We start from the raw sequence: 16,809 nt of genomic DNA on the forward strand, positions 1-16,809 counted from the left end.
TATCCCCTCAGTTTAGCTTCAGAATTTAGGAGTAACATCGTTATTTTTCAGGGTTTTTACTTAACATAAAATCCTCAAGCGGCCTGGGGACTTTTTTTATTTAATACCATTATCTATCCCTGTAAAATCACCAGAAGAATAAATTAATCAATTTTCTCCGGAGTAAGAAATTTTAAGCAAAAGGTTAAGGCTAAATTCCAGAAAACTACGATTTTCAGGGAAGCTAAATTAGATACAAGCTACATTGAGGGAAACTGTCATACTCTAGGGTAACCATCGCGATCGCTTTAAAGTTATTCAGAGTATGGATCGTCCCCACGCTGCACCTCAATTTTCCCAAACCCCTTTTCAACGGGTAACAACTGGGTCGATCTTTTTTTTAATCACTATTGTGATTGCGATCTGCGGCTACATGCTGTTTGGTTGGACGGCCCTAGAATCGTTTTATATGGTCGTGATCACGGTGTTTGGGGTGGGATATGGAGAAGTCAAACCCCTGGAGACGACGCCGGAAAAACTGTTTACGATTTTTGTCATCTTAGCGGGGACATCAGCAGCCATCTACGGGGTAGGAGGATTTGTGCAAATGGTGACGGAGGGAGAGATTAATCGGGCGTTTGAGGCAGAAAGACAACGTAAAAGCATTTCCAATTTAGAAAATCACATTGTTATTTGTGGCTTTGGCTATATTGGCCAAATTTTAGCCCAAAAACTCGAAGATTCGGGACAAGCTTTTGTGGTGCTCAGCATTGATCCAGAACAATTGGCGATCGCTGAACAGCGGGGTTATCTAACCAAGGAGGGAGATCCGGCAGATGAGCTGATTCTGCAGGGGTTAGGCATTCGGCGGGCCAAGGCTTTAGCGACGGTGCTTGATAGCGATGCCAGCAATGTGTTTATTACTTTGACTGCCCGGGAATTGAACCCAGACTTAATGATTTTGGCGCGGGGGGAAGTGCCCAGTACCGAAAAAAAGCTCCGGTTAGCAGGGGCAAACCACGTCATTTTACCTGCCAGTGTCAGCGGGGCGCGGATGGCTAATTTGATTACGACACCTCCCGCGACGGATTTTTTTAGTCAGTCTTCTCAACAGGAACAACTGAATGATCTTTTGCAACAAATTAATGTGCAGATGATCGAGTTGGCGATCGCCCCCCAATCATCCCTCGTGGGGAAAACAGTCCGGGAACTAGAAATTCGCGGCAAAGGGGCTTTTATTGTGGTGGCTTTACGACGATTTCAAGGCGATTTTATCACCCATCCAAGTCCAACTTTAATGTTGACTTCTGGGGATATTTTAGTGGTTTTGGGTCACGAAGAAGACATTCCTAAATTTGCCCGGTTTTATCAATTATTTCAACCTAAATAAGCTTTTTTCCTCAGCAAAATTAATTTAATCCCGATGAATTATCCGTTCCTAAGGAAACCCATTACTTTATGATTGATCAATTGTGGTTGCTAATTTGTGCTGGTTTGGTACTGTTGATGCAAGCTGGCTTTATGTGCCTCGAATCTGGCCTGACCCGCACAAAAAATAACATTAATGTGGCCGTTAAAAATCTCTCCGATTTTGGTCTGTCGGTGATGCTGTTCTGGGGAATTGGCTATGGTCTGATGTTTGGGTTATCTCAGTGGGGGGGGATCGGTGGGAGCAATTTCTTTTTGGGCACGACTGGGAACCCCGAAGAAGCGGCTTTTTTCTTGTTCCAGGCGATGTTTTGCGGTACGGCCACAACGATTATTTCGGGGGCGATCGCCGAACGCCTCAAGTTTGAAGCCTACATCATCATTGTGATCCTGGTGTCGGGGTTTATCTATCCGGTTTTTGGACATTGGGCCTGGAACGAAGCAGGTTGGTTGCGACAACTGGGGTTTCTGGATTTTGCGGGCAGTACGGTGGTGCATAGCATGGGGGCTTGGGTGAGCCTGGGCACCTTGCTTTTAGTCGGGGCCAGGGAAGGGCGATTTACCCCCACAGGAACCCAAAAAATCCAAGGATCGAACTTGCCCTTTGCCGTTTTGGGGGCGTTGCTGTTGTGGGTGGGCTGGCTGGGATTTAACGGGGGAAGTACCTTCGTTTTTAATGACCAGGTGCCCCAAATTATTACCAATACAGTGCTGGCAGGAACTGCGGGGATGGTGACGGCGATGCTCCTTAGCCAATGGTATCTCAAGCGCTCAGAGGTCGAGGAAATTATCAATGGTTCCCTGGCGGGACTGGTGGCGATTACGGCTTGTTGCGATCTGGTGTCGAGTCCCTTAGCGGTGGTGGTGGGGATAACGGCGGCGGGGGTAGCCCGATGGGTGTCGAGTCTTTTAAAGCGTTACAAAATTGATGATGCAGTGGATGCGATCGCCGTCCATGGAGGTGCGGGACTGTGGGGAACCCTCTGTGTCGGGTTATTTGGCAATGTCGAAGCGCGCCATAGTCAACTGTTGGTACAACTTTTGGGGGTGGCGATCGCCCTTGCCTGGGGGACGGGGCTGACTTGGCTAATTTTGCAACTGTTGCAGCGGTGGTATCCCTTGCGGGTTTCCCCGGAAGCCGAAGCCCTGGGTTTGAATATTTCTGAACATGGAGCCAAAACCGATGCCTACGAACTGTTTCAGGTGATGGATCACCAGGCCGCGACCCAAGACTTGACCCTGCGGGTACCCGTAGAACCCTTTACGGAAATTGGCCACATTGCCACCCGTTACAACCAAGTGATCGACGCCCTCGAACAAAATCACCGGGAAAATGCCGAATCCCTAGAGGAACTTTATACAATCACCGCAATGGCCGTGGCCGCCATTGAGCACCAAAATTTTGACCCAGATTTGTTTGCCAGTTTTGGCGATCGCCCCGATGAATTGGGCATTTTAGGCCGCTCCCTTCAACAGTTACTCCAGACCATTAACCAGCAAACAGCGGCCCTCGAACAACTACAGCAGCAACAACAAACGACCCTAAAGGCTGTGCTCGGAGAAATTTTTCAGCAGCGGTTTGGGGAGCCGAGTCTCACCTATCAAGGACAATTACCCGATTTGCCCCCGGCGCTGACCATGGCCGAAATTACCCACATGGCGATCGCCACCACCAGCTTTGGGCAATTTTTAACACAAGTGCAGGCTACCAACATTGCCCCCAATGAAAATCAGCCAGTTGCCGCAGATTGGAGTGATTGACAATATAAATTCACCAAGTCCTGAAACACTGACAAAGCCTCTACCCCTGGGCCTGCCTTTTTCCGGGAAAATTAAACCATAGGTCTTTTCGGAGAATTGTTAGCTGTGGTCATCGATGCTCAGGATCGTTACGAAGCGCGTACCCAACAAATTGCTAGGGAGTTAATCGCTGCCACCAGGGAAAAACGGTCATTTTTCTCGAAAATCCAAGACCAGATGCGCCTAGATGATAAATTGCTAGGCTGGGCCATGGAAAATCCCCATTTGCGGGTGCAACTGTTTCGCTTCATTGATGTGTTGCCAGCCCTCAAGGATAATACGGCGATCGCCCAGCATCTCCAACAGTATCTAGGGGATGAGTCGGTGGAGTTGCCTGGAGCCTTAAAAAAAATCCTCAATTTTACTGAACCCCATTCTCCTCCGGCACAGATTGCGGCCGCAACCATTAGTAAATCAGTGGAAACCCTCGCGTTTAAATATATTTCGGGGGAAAACGTCAAACAGGTGCTAAAAACCGTTGAACGTCTGCGTCGAGACAAAATGGCGTTCACCATTGATCTCTTGGGCGAGGCAGTGATCACCGAATCAGAAGCCCAGAAATATCAGCAAACTTACCTCGATTTAATGGCGGATTTGGCGACAGCGGCAAAACATTGGCCTAAGGTCGATGCCATTGATGCGGCGGACAGGGAAGATCTCGCCAAGGTGCAAGTATCTGTAAAATTGACAGCGTTTTATTCCCAATTTGACCCCCTCGATCCGGCGGGCAGCAAAGAAAATGTTGCGGAACGGGTGCGCCTATTGTTGCGCCATGCCCAGGAATTGGGGGTTGCGGTGCACTTTGACATGGAGCATTACGAATATAAAACCCTCACCCTCCAGATTTTGAAAGACGTGTTGCTGGAAGAGGAGTTTCGGCACCGTAGTGATATTGGCGTGACTTTACAGGGCTATTTGCGGGATTCTTACGCCGATTTAGAGAGCTTAATTGAGTGGGCCAAGGAACGGGGTACCCCTGTCACTGTCCGTTTAGTGAAAGGCGCTTACTGGGATCAAGAAACGATTACGGCGCTGCAAAGCCACTGGGAACAGCCGGTTTTCAACGAAAAGGGCGCGACGGATATTAATTACGAACGCATGACCCGGCTGCTGCTGGAAAACCATCAGTATCTCTACGGGGCGATCGCCAGCCATAATGTGCGTTCCCAGGCGGTTGCCTGTGCGATCGCAAAAGAACTCAATATTCCCCGGCGTAATTTTGAATGTCAAGTGCTGTACGGCATGGGGGATCAAATTGCGAAGGCGTTGGGAAAAGAAGGTTATCGGGTGCGGGTGTATTGTCCCTATGGCAAAATTTTGCCGGGCATGGCCTACCTAATCCGGCGCTTGTTGGAGAATACCGCTAATAGTTCTTTCCTCCGCCAGAACCTAGAAGAGCGTCCCGTTGAAGAATTAATCGCGCCACCGACGGGGGATCTCAACGCAACCATTCATGATCTTGATAGTAGTCATCTGCAATTTGCCGGGGCCGCCAACGTTGATTATGCCGAGCCAGAACTGCGGGATAAGTCCCAATTTGCGATCGCCGAGGTAAAAAAACAGCTTGGCAAACGTTATCTGCCCTACATCAACGGTGAATATGTACAAACCGAAAATTTTGTGGACTCGGTGAATCCCTCCCGTTCCACAGAACTCATTGGTAAAGTTGGTCAAATTTCCCTAGAACAAGCAACGGAGGCGATCGCCGCCGCCAAAGCCGCTTTTCCCGCCTGGAAGAAAACCCCCGTCTCGGAACGGGCCAACATTCTCCGTAAAGCTGCCGACATCATGGAAGCCCGTCGCCACGAGTTGAATGCGTTGATTTGTCTAGAAACGGGCAAAATCCTCAAGGAAGCAGATCCAGAAGTCTCCGAAGCCATTGATTTTTGTCGCTACTACGCCGACGAAATGGAGCGTTTGCACCAGGGTTATACCGTTAAACCCGATGATTTATCCCAGGTACAGGGCTTCAAAAAATACGATGTTTGTGGCGAAACTAACCGCTACCATTACCAACCGCGCGGCCTTGCGGTGGTGATTTCTCCGTGGAATTTCCCCTTTGCGATCGCCACGGGGATGACTGTTGCGGCCTTGGTGACGGGCAACTGTACCCTCCTAAAACCCGCTGAAACCTCCAGCGTGATCGGTGCAAAAATCGCGGAAATCCTCATTGAAGCCGGGATTCCTAAAGGTGTCTTTCAGTTTGTACCAGGACGTGGATCCACCGTAGGCGCAGCGATGGTTAAACACCCCGATGTGCATCTGATTGCCTTTACGGGTTCCCGGGAAGTGGGTTGTAATATTTATGCCAATGCGGCGATCGTCCAACCCGGTCAAAAGCACTTGAAGCGGGTCATTGCCGAGATGGGCGGCAAGAATGCGATTATCGTCGATGACAGTGCCGACCTCGACCAAGCGGTGGCGGGTGTGCTTCATTCGGCCTTTGGCTATAGCGGTCAGAAATGTTCGGCTTGTTCGCGCGCGATTGTGATGGAATCGATCCACGATATTTTTGTGGAACGTTTGGTGGAGGCGGTGAAATCAATCCAGGTCGGCGAAACGGATAATCCGAGCGTCAAGATGGGGCCGGTGATTGACGGGGCAGCCCAAGCGAAGATCAAGGACTACATCTTGAAGGGCAAGGAACAATCAAAAGTCGCCTTTGAAACGGCAGTTCCCAACAATGGTTTTTATGTGTCCCCAACTATTTTCACTGATGTGCAAGCGGATCAGGCGATCGCCCAGGAGGAGATTTTTGGGCCAGTATTAGCGGTGATTAAAGTCAGTTCTTTCGATGAAGCCTTAGCAGTTGCCAACGGTACGGACTACGCATTAACCGGGGGCCTTTATTCCCGGACACCGCAACACATCGAGCGAGCAACGGAGGAATTTGAAGTGGGCAATCTCTATATCAACCGGGGGATTACGGGGGCGATCGTGGCCCGTCAACCGTTTGGGGGCTTTAAGATGTCCGGTGTAGGTTCTAAGGCGGGAGGCCCTGACTATCTTCTGCAATTCCTAGAGCCACGTCATGTGACTGAAAATGTCCAGCGTCAAGGGTTTGCTCCCATCGAAGGTGTTGATTAATTGATGAAATAATGGCGATCGTCTCAATTACTTTAATCGGGTGGATGCCATCCTGCCGAAATCCAAGCTTGTCGTACCATGACTGCATAGGGATTATTCAGTTGAAGGGCAAGGACAGTCGCACGACCACAAGCAGTTAAACCACGAATCAAAGCACCTTCTCTTTCCCAGATGAAATGCTCTGACCACTTTTGAGTACGGGGATTAAACAAAGTAACGGTGGTATTCGTCACTGGATCGATGCCGTGGGTTTTCATGCCTTTGTAGGAATTACAGAGACGGCAAGCTAGCCATAAATTATTTTCTTCGTCCGAACCGCCTGCTGCTTTTGGGATAATGTGATCGATTTCTAAGATGCCTAAAACCTAAGTACAGGACAAAAATTGTATGGGGTGAAACCCTGACCCAAGTAGAGGTTGGGTAGAAACGGTAAAAAAGCGACGTAATAAGTCAAAACCATAGCGAAACAAACTCCGCGCTCGACGGCCATGGGCCTTGATAATGCGAATCGGCCTCTGACTATGTCGCCATAAACCCGCTTTCATCGCCCAGACAAACGCAATGGCCAACAGAGCCAGCAGCTTCGACAAACGTCTCTTATCGATAAAATGAGTCGATTCCAAGCAAAAGCCACGGGTTTTGAGGGCTCCAAACAGAGTCTCAATCCCCCAACGCCGACGGTAATCTGTTAAAGCATTTTGAGGCTCATGGGCCGTGATGATAATCAGAAAATCATCATCCGTTTGCTTCGATTTTTGTTTCGAGTCAAGACGAGTAGCGATGACATAGACCAGACGACCCCAGACCCACCGTTTTCCCGGCAGGATTCTTGTCTCACCCATGGCCAATGACCGAAATAAGTGAGCTCCCGCAATCGCTGGTTGTCCTTTACCTTTGCTAATCTTGTCGGTCTGACGGATGCGCAGACGAAAGGGAATGGGCTTATCCAGCATCAGGTATGACAGCCAGGGCTTACCAATAAACTCTCGGTCCCCTGTAAGATAGGCAATTTCCGCATCGGGGAATAAGATTTCAAAACGCTCGAACAAATCCATGCGCTCTGTACTGTTGCTGTTGCCCTTCTTCTTCTCCAGCATTGTCCACATCAGTGGATAACCGATGCCTTCATGGACAACACCCAGCATCAAGATATTGAAATCCGTTGTTCCGAATGACCAGTTGGTGCGGTCAATACTCAGGACCCAAGGTTGCGGGATAGCCGCGATATTCATCACCATCTGGGCGATTTTATCCAGGTTGACCTCAAAGGACTTGAAGAATCGCTGCATGCGCTTGTAATTGGACTCCTCAGTGGCGTCACCTCCCCAGACTGTGGCGAGTTCGGCGAGATTGACGGTTTTCGCCCGGAATAATGCTATCAGGAACATCGCAACGAAGGAGAGTCTGGCTCCATGCCATCCAATATGGGGTCGCAATTGGTCGCGAATTTCGCTAATCTGACTCATGAGGGTTTGCTTGGTTATCTTCTAATTCCTATCAAACCCTCTCCCTCTATCCTTTTCAAGTTTTTGTCCTGTACTGAGGCCTAAAACATATTTCTGAAGACTTTTACAGTAACCGCACTGATTGTTGGCGGCTTCTCTCACCCGTTGGCGCAGCTCTTCTGGGATGTAGCTCATTCGCTGAGGGGCTGAATTAATCCACGTTTGACGGCTTCGTTTAATGCTGTCGCTTTACGCAGAAGTCCCTCTTGATAAATTTGCATCAAGGTCTGAAGTTCGGAGGAGTCGGGATTGGACAGTTGCCCTGCTTGTTGTAAATCCAGTAGCTGGCTAAGGCGGGCATCTTGTTCTGGCTCCATCTGTAGCTCGGTTAGACCTAAAATCTCTTCATCATCTAAAGCTGTAATCGCAGGAGTTGCTGTGCTATTGGGATGGGAAGCAGGAATGAGAAGCTGAATACTCTCCGCCACAACACTGGACAAGTCACGATTGGCGAGATGGGCAAATTGCTCAACTCTCTGGTAAACGTCATCTGGTAACTCAATCGTAATGCGAGTGCTCATAAATTCTGACTACTTAATGAGTTGAACTCTGGCTAAAATTATATCGTGAGGTTTTAGTGTTCAAGCTGTCTGGTGTCGAGTCTAAGGCGGGTGGCCCTGATTATCTCCTGCAATTCCTAGAGCCGCGCCATGTAACTGAGAATGTCCAGCGTCAAGGGTTTGCACCCATCGAAGGCGTTGATTAATCGATGAAGTAGTGGCGATCGCCTTTCTGTAAAAATACGGGAGGGCGATCACTAAAAATATCAATACACATATCGAAAATAATGTTAGATAAATATATTGAAGATCAAATAAGTTCTTTTTTCGACTACTGGAGAAAGCGTGCTCAATTCATACAACAGTTGATAGAACAAAATCCTAGAGAAAATCGGCATGAAGTAGAAGTTTTGATTTGGGCTGCACTTGATGCACTTTCTAACTTATGGGCAGAAAGTGAACTTGGAAAAAGAGAGTTGGGTAATAAAAGCTTAGGGGGAAGAGTATATTTTGACGCTTTTCTTGCCAATTATGGAGGGGATACCTTTCAATTAATCTCTCTGCCTGATGTTTGGTATAGAGTGGAAATAGGAGCGACCGCAATTCAAGAAAAAAAATGCAACAGACCAGAGATTAAACTTCCACTAGAAGTATGTGAATTTTTAAAGTATTTTGCTAGACCTGAACTAGATTATGCCAAGCTAAAAGACTTAGAGTTTCCGTGGCAGCGATTTAATCGCCAAACTACTGATGATATTAATCTTGGAGACTTATTAGTTCAACTATTGAATAATTTTCCCGATCTTAAAGAGAATGAGCTTAGGATTAAATATTGGCTTAGAAACTCCAGATATGGCTATATTGCATACAAAGAAATGCGTTCAGCATATATTCATTACGGAAAGTCAGGGAATCGAAGTCATGGATATGAAATGTCTGGATATGAACAGCGACCTACATATTGCAGCAATATCTATTCTTCTTCCTTAAGTTTAGGATTTTCTCCTCAGTTTATGCTGTCTACTTTCAATCAATGCATTAAAGGTTTTGAGGAAAAATCACGGGAGAAAAATATTGATCCATATCCTGAATATGAAAGTGCTATTGAATACTACTTTAAAGATCTAATTACAAGCTTAATACTTTATCAATTCAGCCCTAACTCTAATCATAATGAGATATTCACCAAGATAAGAAGTGTACGAGAAAAACTCACCAGTTATCTTGACACCGAAAAATCAAAAGAATATTTAAAAGCGATGGCTCAAGAATTTTATTTGCGCACAATCCCTGCATTAATTTACGAACATCATATTGTAGATGAGCTGCCAGAAGTAATGCCATATAGCTTAGAAGATATTCTTCGAAAAGAATGGCTATCATCAAAACATACTTAAATCCAAGGAGGGTTAGACGATGAATCCAACTCAAATCAGAGATCAAGCGAAACAGTATATAGATCAGCTTCCATTAGAAAGTCTTCAGTTTGTAAATGATTTTTTGTCTTATTTGCTGCAAAAATCGACTTTGGAATCTAACACTGTATCTAGTAAAGATGAAGAAATTAGTGCCCTTGATCTTGCGGGGGATATTGTCGGATATGTTGAAGGTCCCGAAGACTTAGCAACAAACAAAGATTACTTTCAGGGTTTTGGGGAATAATGCGCAGAGATGTCATTCTCGATACCAGTCCACTCGTCGCCCTAATCAACAAAAAAGACAACACCCATGAGTGGACAAAACAGCAATGGTCACAAATTAAACCTCCTTTGCTCACCTGTGAATCCGTCATCACAGAAAGCTTTTTCCTGCTGCGAAATATTTATGGAGGCGACACCGCAGTTATTCGCTTACTTGAGAAAGGAGTCATCACCATTGCCTTTGACTTAGAAAGCGAAATCGAGTCTATCAAAGATTTATTGACTCGCTACAAATCTGTGCCTGTTTCGTTGGCGGATGCCTGCTTAGTCCGGATGGCAGAACAGAATCCCAACAGTTCCGTTTTCACCCTCGATAGCGATTTTAGAATTTACCGAAAAAACAGAAATCAAATAATTGATTTGATCACTCCAGAAGATAAATAGTGGGTTTGGCGATCGCCGTTCAGTTGTGAAGAAAGAGAAGGGGATGATCGTGGCCTGTCAACCGTTTGGGGGCTTTAAGATGTCCGGTGTAGGTTTGAAGGCGGGAGGCCCTGACTATCTCTTGCAATTCCTAGAGCCGCATCATGTGACGGAAAATGTTCAGCGTCAAGGCTTTGCTCCCATTGAAGGCGTTGATTAATGACCGGAAGAATGGAGCTAAAACCCCGTCTTAACTTCAGTAAGTTCAGTCACCTTCTAGGACAGCTTTCTGATAAAGAGCATCGGGAGACCCTAAACGGACATGGAGAGATGGCAAGGCCAATTGTGTCGCAACCCAGCTAAGTATCAAGAAATCTTCGACTGTTTACGGCGGGAAAGTATGTCAACTTTTTACTGGAGTGTTCAATGGAAGGTCATCCATATCGGCAACATTTGAGCGTTGTTTTCCCTTGTGAATATGACCATTTTTGACCATGTGGGAAAATGCGCCGTTAAGACCGACAGGCATGGGGTTTGGCGACCCAAAAACTCCACTTTCTCACCATTACATCTTGAGCACGACCGAGTCGTGTCCTAGGGGTGGGGCATAATATTGGGGATATGTTGCCCATCACGGGGTTGCCACAAGGGAGTTGCAAAATCTGTAACCCAACGCTGGTCTCTATTTTTCTCACCTAAGCTGTAACTATGCGCCCTAGTCTCCAAGCCGTTCCTACCCCTGCGTCTTTTGCGGATTTGCCCCTGGCCCAGCCCCCCGATGGTCAGCAGCTAGAGAATATTAAAAGTCATCTGGACTTGGTCTTATTGGCGTTGGAGTCCTTAGCGGGCCTGAGTTCAGAGGCGATGTTACAGGCGGCCAAAGAGCTAAATTTAGAGGCAGTCATCGGCGATCGCGTTACCTTATGGCGACTGCGACAGTCCAACCCCCTCCGGAAAAGTAGTGGGGGCCGCAAAAAATTAGACGTCGAAGAAGCCCGCTCTTTGGTGTTGATCATCTGCCATTTAGCCCGCCAACAGCAGGATGACATTCGCCGCGCCTGCGCTCTCCTGGAACAGATGACCGAACAAGGCCAGGAACCCCACCGAGCCGCCCTTTTAGGGGATTACCTCGATAACTTTAGCAATACCTACCAAGAACGCATGGAGGAAGGGGAGGCGATCGCCTCGGCCTCTTTAGTGGGACTCGCCCTGAAATTACTGATTGATTTGCTGTTCTATGGGGCCAAAAATGGACATCGACGCCTCTGGTTAGCATTAATCGATCAAGGCAAAACCTAGAGACTTGACCTAAACTCCACCCTTGATTTCCTTTCTTTTTTACTCAATTCCCCCGTAGTTTGTTTTCGTTCTTAGATGGTTCCTATGCTCTCTCCCACCCTCACCCGTCGCTATACTCCCCCCACCTGTAGCCTGGAAGTGGCAGCGAAAACCTCGGCCCTCTCCCAGTGGACAGGGAAGCCGCTGATTAAAGAATTGAATTTTGAGTTGAGTTTTGATGATCCGCGCCTTGGCCCCGACCAGCGCATCGTCATCAAAGGCGATCGCCCCCAATTGGATGCCCTCGCCACCGCCGTCAATGACTATGTCCAAGGGTTTCTCCAAGACCTCAGTCCCGACTTAGAATGGCTGCCCCAAGCTACCTCTGTCTATGGCTACCACAACACCCCTGGTCAGACTGTCGCCACCCTGACCCAGCCTCAGCTTGTCACCCAGGGGCTTTTGTCCCATACCCTCCACCTGGGTCGTCTAGCAACCAAGGAATCTGGCCCGACCCTCCAACTCAACGCCACCCAACTCCATGACCTGGCGGAGGCCCTCGAAACCTACCAGACGGACATGGTGGCTTTACCCAGCCTCACTGCTAGCCAACAACGCCGGACTGTCACTCGCTGGGGGGCGATCGCCGCGTCTTTTCTCCTCGTGGTGGGGATTAGTAACGCCGTTTGGCAACAGCAACAAATCCCGGAAACCAGTAGTGCCCTAAACCTTGAAGCTACGGATGAAGCGGGCAACCAAGTAGAGCTTATCCCTCCGGATCCCCACGCTTCCTATACCTTCTCGCCAGTACCATCCGCAGCCGATGCGCCCCTAGATGACCCACGGGTTGCCCCCCAAACCGTTGATCTGACTCAACCGACGCCAGGGGAAACCACGACTGCGAATCCGGCTCCCCCAACCGCATCCCCCCCCAGTCCCCCTAGTAATGATCCGGCCCCGATCACGGCTACTGCCCCCAGGGAGAATACCAGTCTGAGCGTCGCTCCCAGCTTTGGGGGACAAATGGCCAGAACCACCGCTGCCGATCAAGCAGAACAATTTGCCGATGCGCCCCAGCAAGAGGCGATCGCCCTGTCTCCCGCCAATGCCCCAAGGCTAAACCCCGAACAGCGAGTTGAACGTCATTTTCAAACCCAGTGGCAGAGTCCCGCCGACCTCGGTGAAGTGTTGGAATATCGTTTAAAGCTCAGTGAACAAGGGGCCATTGAAACGGTCTTTCCCATTGGTAAAGCCGCCGAACTGTATCAACCCCAACTTTCTTTTCTCTCTGTGGGTCGCAATGTTGGCGCTTCTTTTCCTGCTGAAAGTCGGACATTTCGCCTAGTGTTAAATCCCGATGGTCGTGTCCAAGCTTTTACCGAAGCGCCCCGCTAAAAACAGCCTTGGTAAAGGGGAAGTTAAATTCGCGATAAGCCCAAAGAAATACGCAAAAAAGCGGCCTTAGCTCCACTATGATCGTGAATAGGCGGGCATTGGCTCGTTTTTAGAAATTTATTTCGAGAGTTCAGAAGGAACTAAATCATGATGGCGCATTTTGACTTATTTAGACATGACCACGACACCCAGGATTTCGCGGTGGGCACTGTAATTTTTAGCGCAGGCACCCCGGGCGATCTGCTCTACATTATCCAAACCGGGGAAGTGGAAATTCAGTTTCAAGGGCAACCCTTGAGTATCCTCGGTGAAGGGGAAGCTCTAGGAGAAATGGCCGTCATTGAGCCGGGTTCCCCCCGCAGTGCGACGGCGATCGCCAAAACGGATTGTCGCCTCGTGGTGATTGACCAAAAGCGATTTACGTTTCTCATCCAGCAAAATCCCTACTTTGCCATCGAAATCATGAAAACCTTAGCCGAGCGTTTAAGTCGCACGAACCAAAAGCTAGAGGCCCAGGGTTAGGGACGGTCGTTAACAACAGTGCCTTGCGGTTGAATCCCGCTGAGAAGATTCACTGAGAAAAGCCGCTTAAATTTATCCCCTGGGAAATGGCAGATCAGGGGGCACCACATTGGTAAACATCGCTGTAGTAGCCAGAAACCCAAACTTGTTCAGAAGCGCGGCAGTTTGACAGAGGAATCGGTTCAAAGAGGTTGATCGACCATAATTCAAAGGGCGTTTGGGGAAATTGAGCGCTGATTCTGTCTAGATCGTCAGTGTAAGCTGCTGGCGCATCTTGTTTCGGTATAAAAGCAAAAAATACAGGACGTTCTAGGGCACGTCGTTGCTGTTCCCAGGCGATCCCCATCATTTCGCCAATTTGCACGGTGCTTTCCCTGGGGAGCACCATCAGTACAGGTTGGGTTGCTGTCGCGAGTCGGTCAACGATTTTGTCGGGGTGGTAGTACTTTTGGTAGCCCCAATCATGGACGACAGTTAAGGCACTACAAAAACTAATCAGCACCATAAAGGCGATCGCCTTTGTCCCAGATTTCACCTGGGGAAACCGAGTCCCCATCGTTTCAATCCCTAGACAGCGAATATTCTCCCGCTGCCAAAAATAGCTCAGGCCAACGGTCCCCAAGAGAATTACCGCCGGAAAATACACAAAACTGTAACGGGCACCACGGGTAATATCGATGCCGAGGCCAAAACTGAGCCCCCCAAAAAGTCCCCAGGCAGCCCCCACAAAACGGCAGAGAAAAAATAACTCATCCTGAAACTGAGGCACTGTGCTCTGGACCTTGATGCCTTGTCGCCACAGGGTTAAAAAACGAATACCCACCACGATCATCACCGCACCACAGACAATCACCGTCGGCAAAAAATCCACCTCAATGGGCAAAAGCATCACCATCGTGACAACGGTAGCCAACAACTGAAAGACCGGACTGAGCCATGCTAACCAATCACTGCGATCAAGGCGAATCCAGCTAGTCATACTGGTGCCATAGCTGTCGGGGAGTACCTGGGTTTTCCAGATCAGCCCCAAAAGCCCCACTGTCAGGATGATCGTTCCTAAACGCCACCATTGCTTCGGAATCGGATATTTGCGGTAGGTCACCATCCACCACCCCAGGGCGATCGCCTCGGCCAGAAGCGTCAGAACAAAAAAGTAATGCACTAACAGCCCCGCCCCACAGAGGACAATCCCCACAAAAACTTGCCCCCAGGACAACGCCTGCCGGGTCTTAATTTGGCGCAGCACTAGGAAACCAGATCCCAAGGAAGCGATCACAAACAGACCAATTAATGTATAGTGACGAGCTTCCTGGGCCAGGTAAATATCAAAGGGCGAAAAAGCCATCAAAGCCGCCGTAAGTTGGGCAATTTTTTCTGACTGAAAGAGCCACTTTGCCAAACCATAAAGCGCTCCAATGCCTAACAAACTAAGCAGCACCGAGAGGAGACGCACCCCATCAATGGAAATGTAACCCCCCATCTCTAGGGGAAATAGGCGCTGCCAGAGGTTAACCACCATGAAATACAACGGCGGGTGGTTATCGTAATGGATCAAAAAATGGGCCGCTTCAGTGATGCCTTGGTCTGGGTAGCCGAGTAGTGGCGCTAAAAGCTCTTTCCCCGTGAGAATTTCGTCGTAGGGCAGTTGATTATAATTTTCGGCGCGACTGTAGAGGAGGGTCGCAAATTCATCGGTCCAAGGGGGTTTTGCACCAAGGTTTGTCAGGCGAATAATCCCGCCTAAAATTACCCAAAACCATAATAAAAAAACGGGCAATGTTTTGCTTGAAATAATATTTTTTGGGGAGGTATTTAAAAAGAATTGCAACTTAAAAATAAAGCCTTAACTAAAATGAACGGCAAGGGGATGCAACCCCAGGGAAGTCTTTGTCTTCTCGCAATGGTGAACGATATTAACAGACCGCAGCGATAATTTCGACGATGGCAGAAGCGTGACAAAACTTGTTAGGATGTGGTTTTTATCCATTAAAATCCTTTTGTTTTTTTACCATGGAGGTTACGAGTGAGTCATGAAGTCCCAATCCCCCGAAGCGTTACTATTAGTGGATGGTTATAACGTCATTGGTGCTTGGCAGGAGCTTAAGGCAACCCGCGATCGCCACGGCCTTGAGATGGCACGGGACGAATTGATCGAAGTTTTAATTAACTACGCCTCCCACAACTGCTACCGGACAAAAGTCGTTTTTGACGCCCATTACCAGCAGACCCCTAGCCAAGAAGAAGAACATACGCAATTTGTTTCCGCTTACTACACCGCTTTCTCGGAAACTGCCGATACTTACATCGAAAAAGCCTGCGCCGCTTTTCGGCACGACTATAATACGCCCCGACGGGTAATTGTGGTGACCTCCGATCAGGCCCAACGGCATACGGTGGTGGGTTATGGGGCGGAATGGATGTCTTCTTTAAAGTTGCAATCGGATGTGGCCGCCGCCAATCGACGTTCTCGGGATCATCGCAAACGTCAACGCCAGCAGCGACGGGGGCAACTCTTAAATAGTCTTGATCCGAAAACCCAACAGATTTTACGTCAGTTACGCCACGGCCTCTAGGGTTTCAAGGTTTCAAAAAAAGGCGATCGCCAAGCCGACGATAAACGCGATAGACCGTGCGTACTTGGTCTAAAAAAGCATAGGGTATTTTTAATTTGAGACCAGCAATCAGGGGTCGATAAAGGCAATAATAAGCCCGTTTAAGATCTTTCCAGGCATAACAGGGCTCTGGTTTGAGGAAGTCGGAAATATCCACCACAAGTCCCCGACCATCGACCCCCAGCATCACATTTTTCCCGTGGACATCATGGGGATTAAGGCCCTGGGCATAGACATAATCCAAGGCTTGATCAATATCTTCAATAACTTTTCTCGGAATCGGAATCCCCCGGTGGGCACAGTCGTAGAGGGTCGTGCCATGCAAACGCCGCAGCACTAAAATGCCATCCTTGGCGTAGTAACATTCCGAAAACGCAGCGTGGGTCCCTAGGCGACGATAAACTTCCACTTCTGCGGCAAATCCCTCCCGGTGGGGGGCATAGACCTTTACTACCCACGCCGGAAAATCAGGGTGGGCGACAACCGCAGCATAGTTCCCGGTGCCCACGCAATACCAAGGGCTGGGACAATGGCGCACGATCACAGGATGGTGGGGATGCTCGCTGGTGAGATCGAGGTGGGGTCGGAGATCCTGTTCGAGGCGATCGCAAAAAACTTGGAGTCGAGATTGAGCCATAGA

At 48.7% G+C, this 16,809-nt stretch carries 17 protein-coding genes and 1 pseudogene; 12 read left to right on the top strand and 6 right to left on the bottom strand.

The genetic code is table 11. From position 1 onward, the window contains the following. Positions 1 to 304: 304 nt before the first annotated feature. The 3 genes from AWQ23_RS05490 to pruA all read left to right on the top strand — a co-directional run bounded on the left by AWQ23_RS05490 (position 305) and on the right by pruA (position 6,294). The gene (locus AWQ23_RS05490) at positions 305 to 1,369 is read left to right on the top strand and encodes a TrkA family potassium uptake protein (protein WP_062433299.1); all 1,065 of its coding nucleotides are present in this window, start codon (positions 305 to 307) and stop codon (positions 1,367 to 1,369) included. A 68-nt stretch (positions 1,370 to 1,437) separates the two neighbouring features. Continuing rightward, the gene (locus AWQ23_RS05495) at positions 1,438 to 3,168 is read left to right on the top strand and encodes an ammonium transporter (RefSeq protein ID WP_062433302.1); all 1,731 of its coding nucleotides are present in this window, start codon (positions 1,438 to 1,440) and stop codon (positions 3,166 to 3,168) included. A 105-nt stretch (positions 3,169 to 3,273) separates the two neighbouring features. Continuing rightward, a complete protein-coding gene (gene pruA / locus AWQ23_RS05500) occupies positions 3,274 to 6,294 on the top strand; it encodes an L-glutamate gamma-semialdehyde dehydrogenase (RefSeq protein WP_071884949.1) in 3,021 nt (1,006 codons plus the stop codon). Between the two features lie 32 nt (positions 6,295 to 6,326). On the opposite strand, the gene AWQ23_RS05505 is transcribed toward pruA, so the two are convergent. The 4 genes and pseudogenes from AWQ23_RS05505 to AWQ23_RS05515 form a co-directional block, all read right to left on the bottom strand. Continuing rightward, positions 6,327 to 6,551: a hypothetical protein gene (locus AWQ23_RS05505; protein ID WP_232308969.1), complete on the bottom strand. Its 225-nt coding sequence runs from the start codon at positions 6,549 to 6,551 to the stop codon at positions 6,327 to 6,329. Positions 6,552 to 6,554: 3 nt separating this feature from the next. Further along, a pseudogene (locus tag AWQ23_RS16485) lies at positions 6,555 to 6,650 on the bottom strand (HNH endonuclease); the annotation flags it as partial. 9 nt (positions 6,651 to 6,659) lie between these two features. Further along, positions 6,660 to 7,760, bottom strand: coding sequence for an IS4 family transposase (locus AWQ23_RS05510; RefSeq protein WP_062433311.1), 1,101 nt, complete (start codon positions 7,758 to 7,760; stop codon positions 6,660 to 6,662). Between the two features lie 170 nt (positions 7,761 to 7,930). Continuing rightward, entirely contained in the window at positions 7,931 to 8,320 is a 390-nt protein-coding gene (locus AWQ23_RS05515; protein ID WP_062433314.1) for a hypothetical protein, read from the bottom strand. A gap of 56 nt (positions 8,321 to 8,376) precedes the next feature. On the opposite strand from AWQ23_RS05515, the gene AWQ23_RS16435 reads away from it, so the two are divergent. The 8 genes from AWQ23_RS16435 (at position 8,377) to AWQ23_RS05545 (ending at position 13,557) form a co-directional block, all read left to right on the top strand. Continuing rightward, positions 8,377 to 8,505: a hypothetical protein gene (locus AWQ23_RS16435; protein ID WP_255356002.1), complete on the top strand. Its 129-nt coding sequence runs from the start codon at positions 8,377 to 8,379 to the stop codon at positions 8,503 to 8,505. A gap of 81 nt (positions 8,506 to 8,586) precedes the next feature. Next, the gene (locus AWQ23_RS05520; RefSeq protein ID WP_062433316.1) at positions 8,587 to 9,696 is read left to right on the top strand and encodes a DUF29 family protein; all 1,110 of its coding nucleotides are present in this window, start codon (positions 8,587 to 8,589) and stop codon (positions 9,694 to 9,696) included. Positions 9,697 to 9,715: 19 nt separating this feature from the next. Continuing rightward, positions 9,716 to 9,961, top strand: a complete 246-nt coding sequence (locus tag AWQ23_RS05525) for a hypothetical protein (RefSeq protein ID WP_062433319.1) — start codon at positions 9,716 to 9,718, stop codon at positions 9,959 to 9,961. Beyond that, entirely contained in the window at positions 9,961 to 10,383 is a 423-nt protein-coding gene (locus tag AWQ23_RS05530) for a type II toxin-antitoxin system VapC family toxin (RefSeq protein ID WP_062433322.1), read from the top strand. Before AWQ23_RS05525 ends, AWQ23_RS05530 begins: the two co-directional genes overlap by 1 nt. A gap of 49 nt (positions 10,384 to 10,432) precedes the next feature. After that, positions 10,433 to 10,582 carry a hypothetical protein gene (locus AWQ23_RS15985; protein WP_232308970.1) on the top strand — a complete coding sequence of 50 codons (150 nt, stop codon included), beginning with the start codon at positions 10,433 to 10,435 and terminating at the stop codon, positions 10,580 to 10,582. A gap of 488 nt (positions 10,583 to 11,070) precedes the next feature. Then, on the top strand, positions 11,071 to 11,661 hold the full coding sequence (locus AWQ23_RS05535; RefSeq protein ID WP_012306700.1) for a DUF3038 domain-containing protein: 591 nt from the start codon (positions 11,071 to 11,073) through the stop codon (positions 11,659 to 11,661). 84 nt (positions 11,662 to 11,745) lie between these two features. Then, the gene (locus AWQ23_RS05540) at positions 11,746 to 13,035 is read left to right on the top strand and encodes a DUF4335 domain-containing protein (RefSeq protein WP_062433325.1); all 1,290 of its coding nucleotides are present in this window, start codon (positions 11,746 to 11,748) and stop codon (positions 13,033 to 13,035) included. A 147-nt stretch (positions 13,036 to 13,182) separates the two neighbouring features. Next, positions 13,183 to 13,557, top strand: a complete 375-nt coding sequence (locus AWQ23_RS05545; protein WP_062433327.1) for a Crp/Fnr family transcriptional regulator — start codon at positions 13,183 to 13,185, stop codon at positions 13,555 to 13,557. A gap of 94 nt (positions 13,558 to 13,651) precedes the next feature. On the opposite strand, the gene AWQ23_RS05550 is transcribed toward AWQ23_RS05545, so the two are convergent. Next, positions 13,652 to 15,334: a glycosyltransferase family 39 protein gene (locus AWQ23_RS05550; protein WP_062433331.1), complete on the bottom strand. Its 1,683-nt coding sequence runs from the start codon at positions 15,332 to 15,334 to the stop codon at positions 13,652 to 13,654. Between the two features lie 253 nt (positions 15,335 to 15,587). Here AWQ23_RS05550 and AWQ23_RS05555 point away from each other — a divergent pair, with 253 nt between their 5' ends. Further along, a complete protein-coding gene (locus AWQ23_RS05555) occupies positions 15,588 to 16,130 on the top strand; it encodes an NYN domain-containing protein (protein ID WP_062433333.1) in 543 nt (180 codons plus the stop codon). Positions 16,131 to 16,134: 4 nt separating this feature from the next. Here AWQ23_RS05555 and AWQ23_RS05560 read toward each other — a convergent pair whose 3' ends face one another. After that, complete coding sequence (locus AWQ23_RS05560) at positions 16,135 to 16,806, bottom strand: serine/threonine protein kinase (RefSeq protein WP_062433336.1); 672 nt, start codon at positions 16,804 to 16,806, stop codon at positions 16,135 to 16,137. Between the last annotated feature and the right edge of the window lie 3 nt (positions 16,807 to 16,809).

Source organism: Picosynechococcus sp. PCC 73109 (genome assembly GCF_001521855.1).
In the GTDB taxonomy this organism is placed as follows: domain Bacteria; phylum Cyanobacteriota; class Cyanobacteriia; order Cyanobacteriales; family MRBY01; genus MRBY01.

What these genes read in the sequence shown, in the direction of transcription:
- AWQ23_RS05490 (WP_062433299.1), top strand. Translation starts at nt 305, where the DNA reads ATGGATCGTCCCCACGCTGCACCTCAATTTTCCCAAACCCCTTTTCAA.
- AWQ23_RS05495 (WP_062433302.1), top strand. Translation starts at nt 1,438, where the DNA reads ATGATTGATCAATTGTGGTTGCTAATTTGTGCTGGTTTGGTACTGTTG.
- AWQ23_RS05505 (WP_232308969.1), bottom strand. Translation starts at nt 6,551, where the DNA reads ATGAAAACCCACGGCATCGATCCAGTGACGAATACCACCGTTACTTTG.
- AWQ23_RS05510 (WP_062433311.1), bottom strand. Translation starts at nt 7,760, where the DNA reads ATGAGTCAGATTAGCGAAATTCGCGACCAATTGCGACCCCATATTGGA.
- AWQ23_RS05515 (WP_062433314.1), bottom strand. Translation starts at nt 8,320, where the DNA reads ATGAGCACTCGCATTACGATTGAGTTACCAGATGACGTTTACCAGAGA.
- AWQ23_RS05520 (WP_062433316.1), top strand. Translation starts at nt 8,587, where the DNA reads ATGTTAGATAAATATATTGAAGATCAAATAAGTTCTTTTTTCGACTAC.
- AWQ23_RS05525 (WP_062433319.1), top strand. Translation starts at nt 9,716, where the DNA reads ATGAATCCAACTCAAATCAGAGATCAAGCGAAACAGTATATAGATCAG.
- AWQ23_RS05530 (WP_062433322.1), top strand. Translation starts at nt 9,961, where the DNA reads ATGCGCAGAGATGTCATTCTCGATACCAGTCCACTCGTCGCCCTAATC.
- AWQ23_RS05535 (WP_012306700.1), top strand. Translation starts at nt 11,071, where the DNA reads ATGCGCCCTAGTCTCCAAGCCGTTCCTACCCCTGCGTCTTTTGCGGAT.
- AWQ23_RS05540 (WP_062433325.1), top strand. Translation starts at nt 11,746, where the DNA reads ATGCTCTCTCCCACCCTCACCCGTCGCTATACTCCCCCCACCTGTAGC.
- AWQ23_RS05545 (WP_062433327.1), top strand. Translation starts at nt 13,183, where the DNA reads ATGATGGCGCATTTTGACTTATTTAGACATGACCACGACACCCAGGAT.
- AWQ23_RS05555 (WP_062433333.1), top strand. Translation starts at nt 15,588, where the DNA reads ATGAAGTCCCAATCCCCCGAAGCGTTACTATTAGTGGATGGTTATAAC.
- AWQ23_RS05560 (WP_062433336.1), bottom strand. Translation starts at nt 16,806, where the DNA reads ATGGCTCAATCTCGACTCCAAGTTTTTTGCGATCGCCTCGAACAGGAT.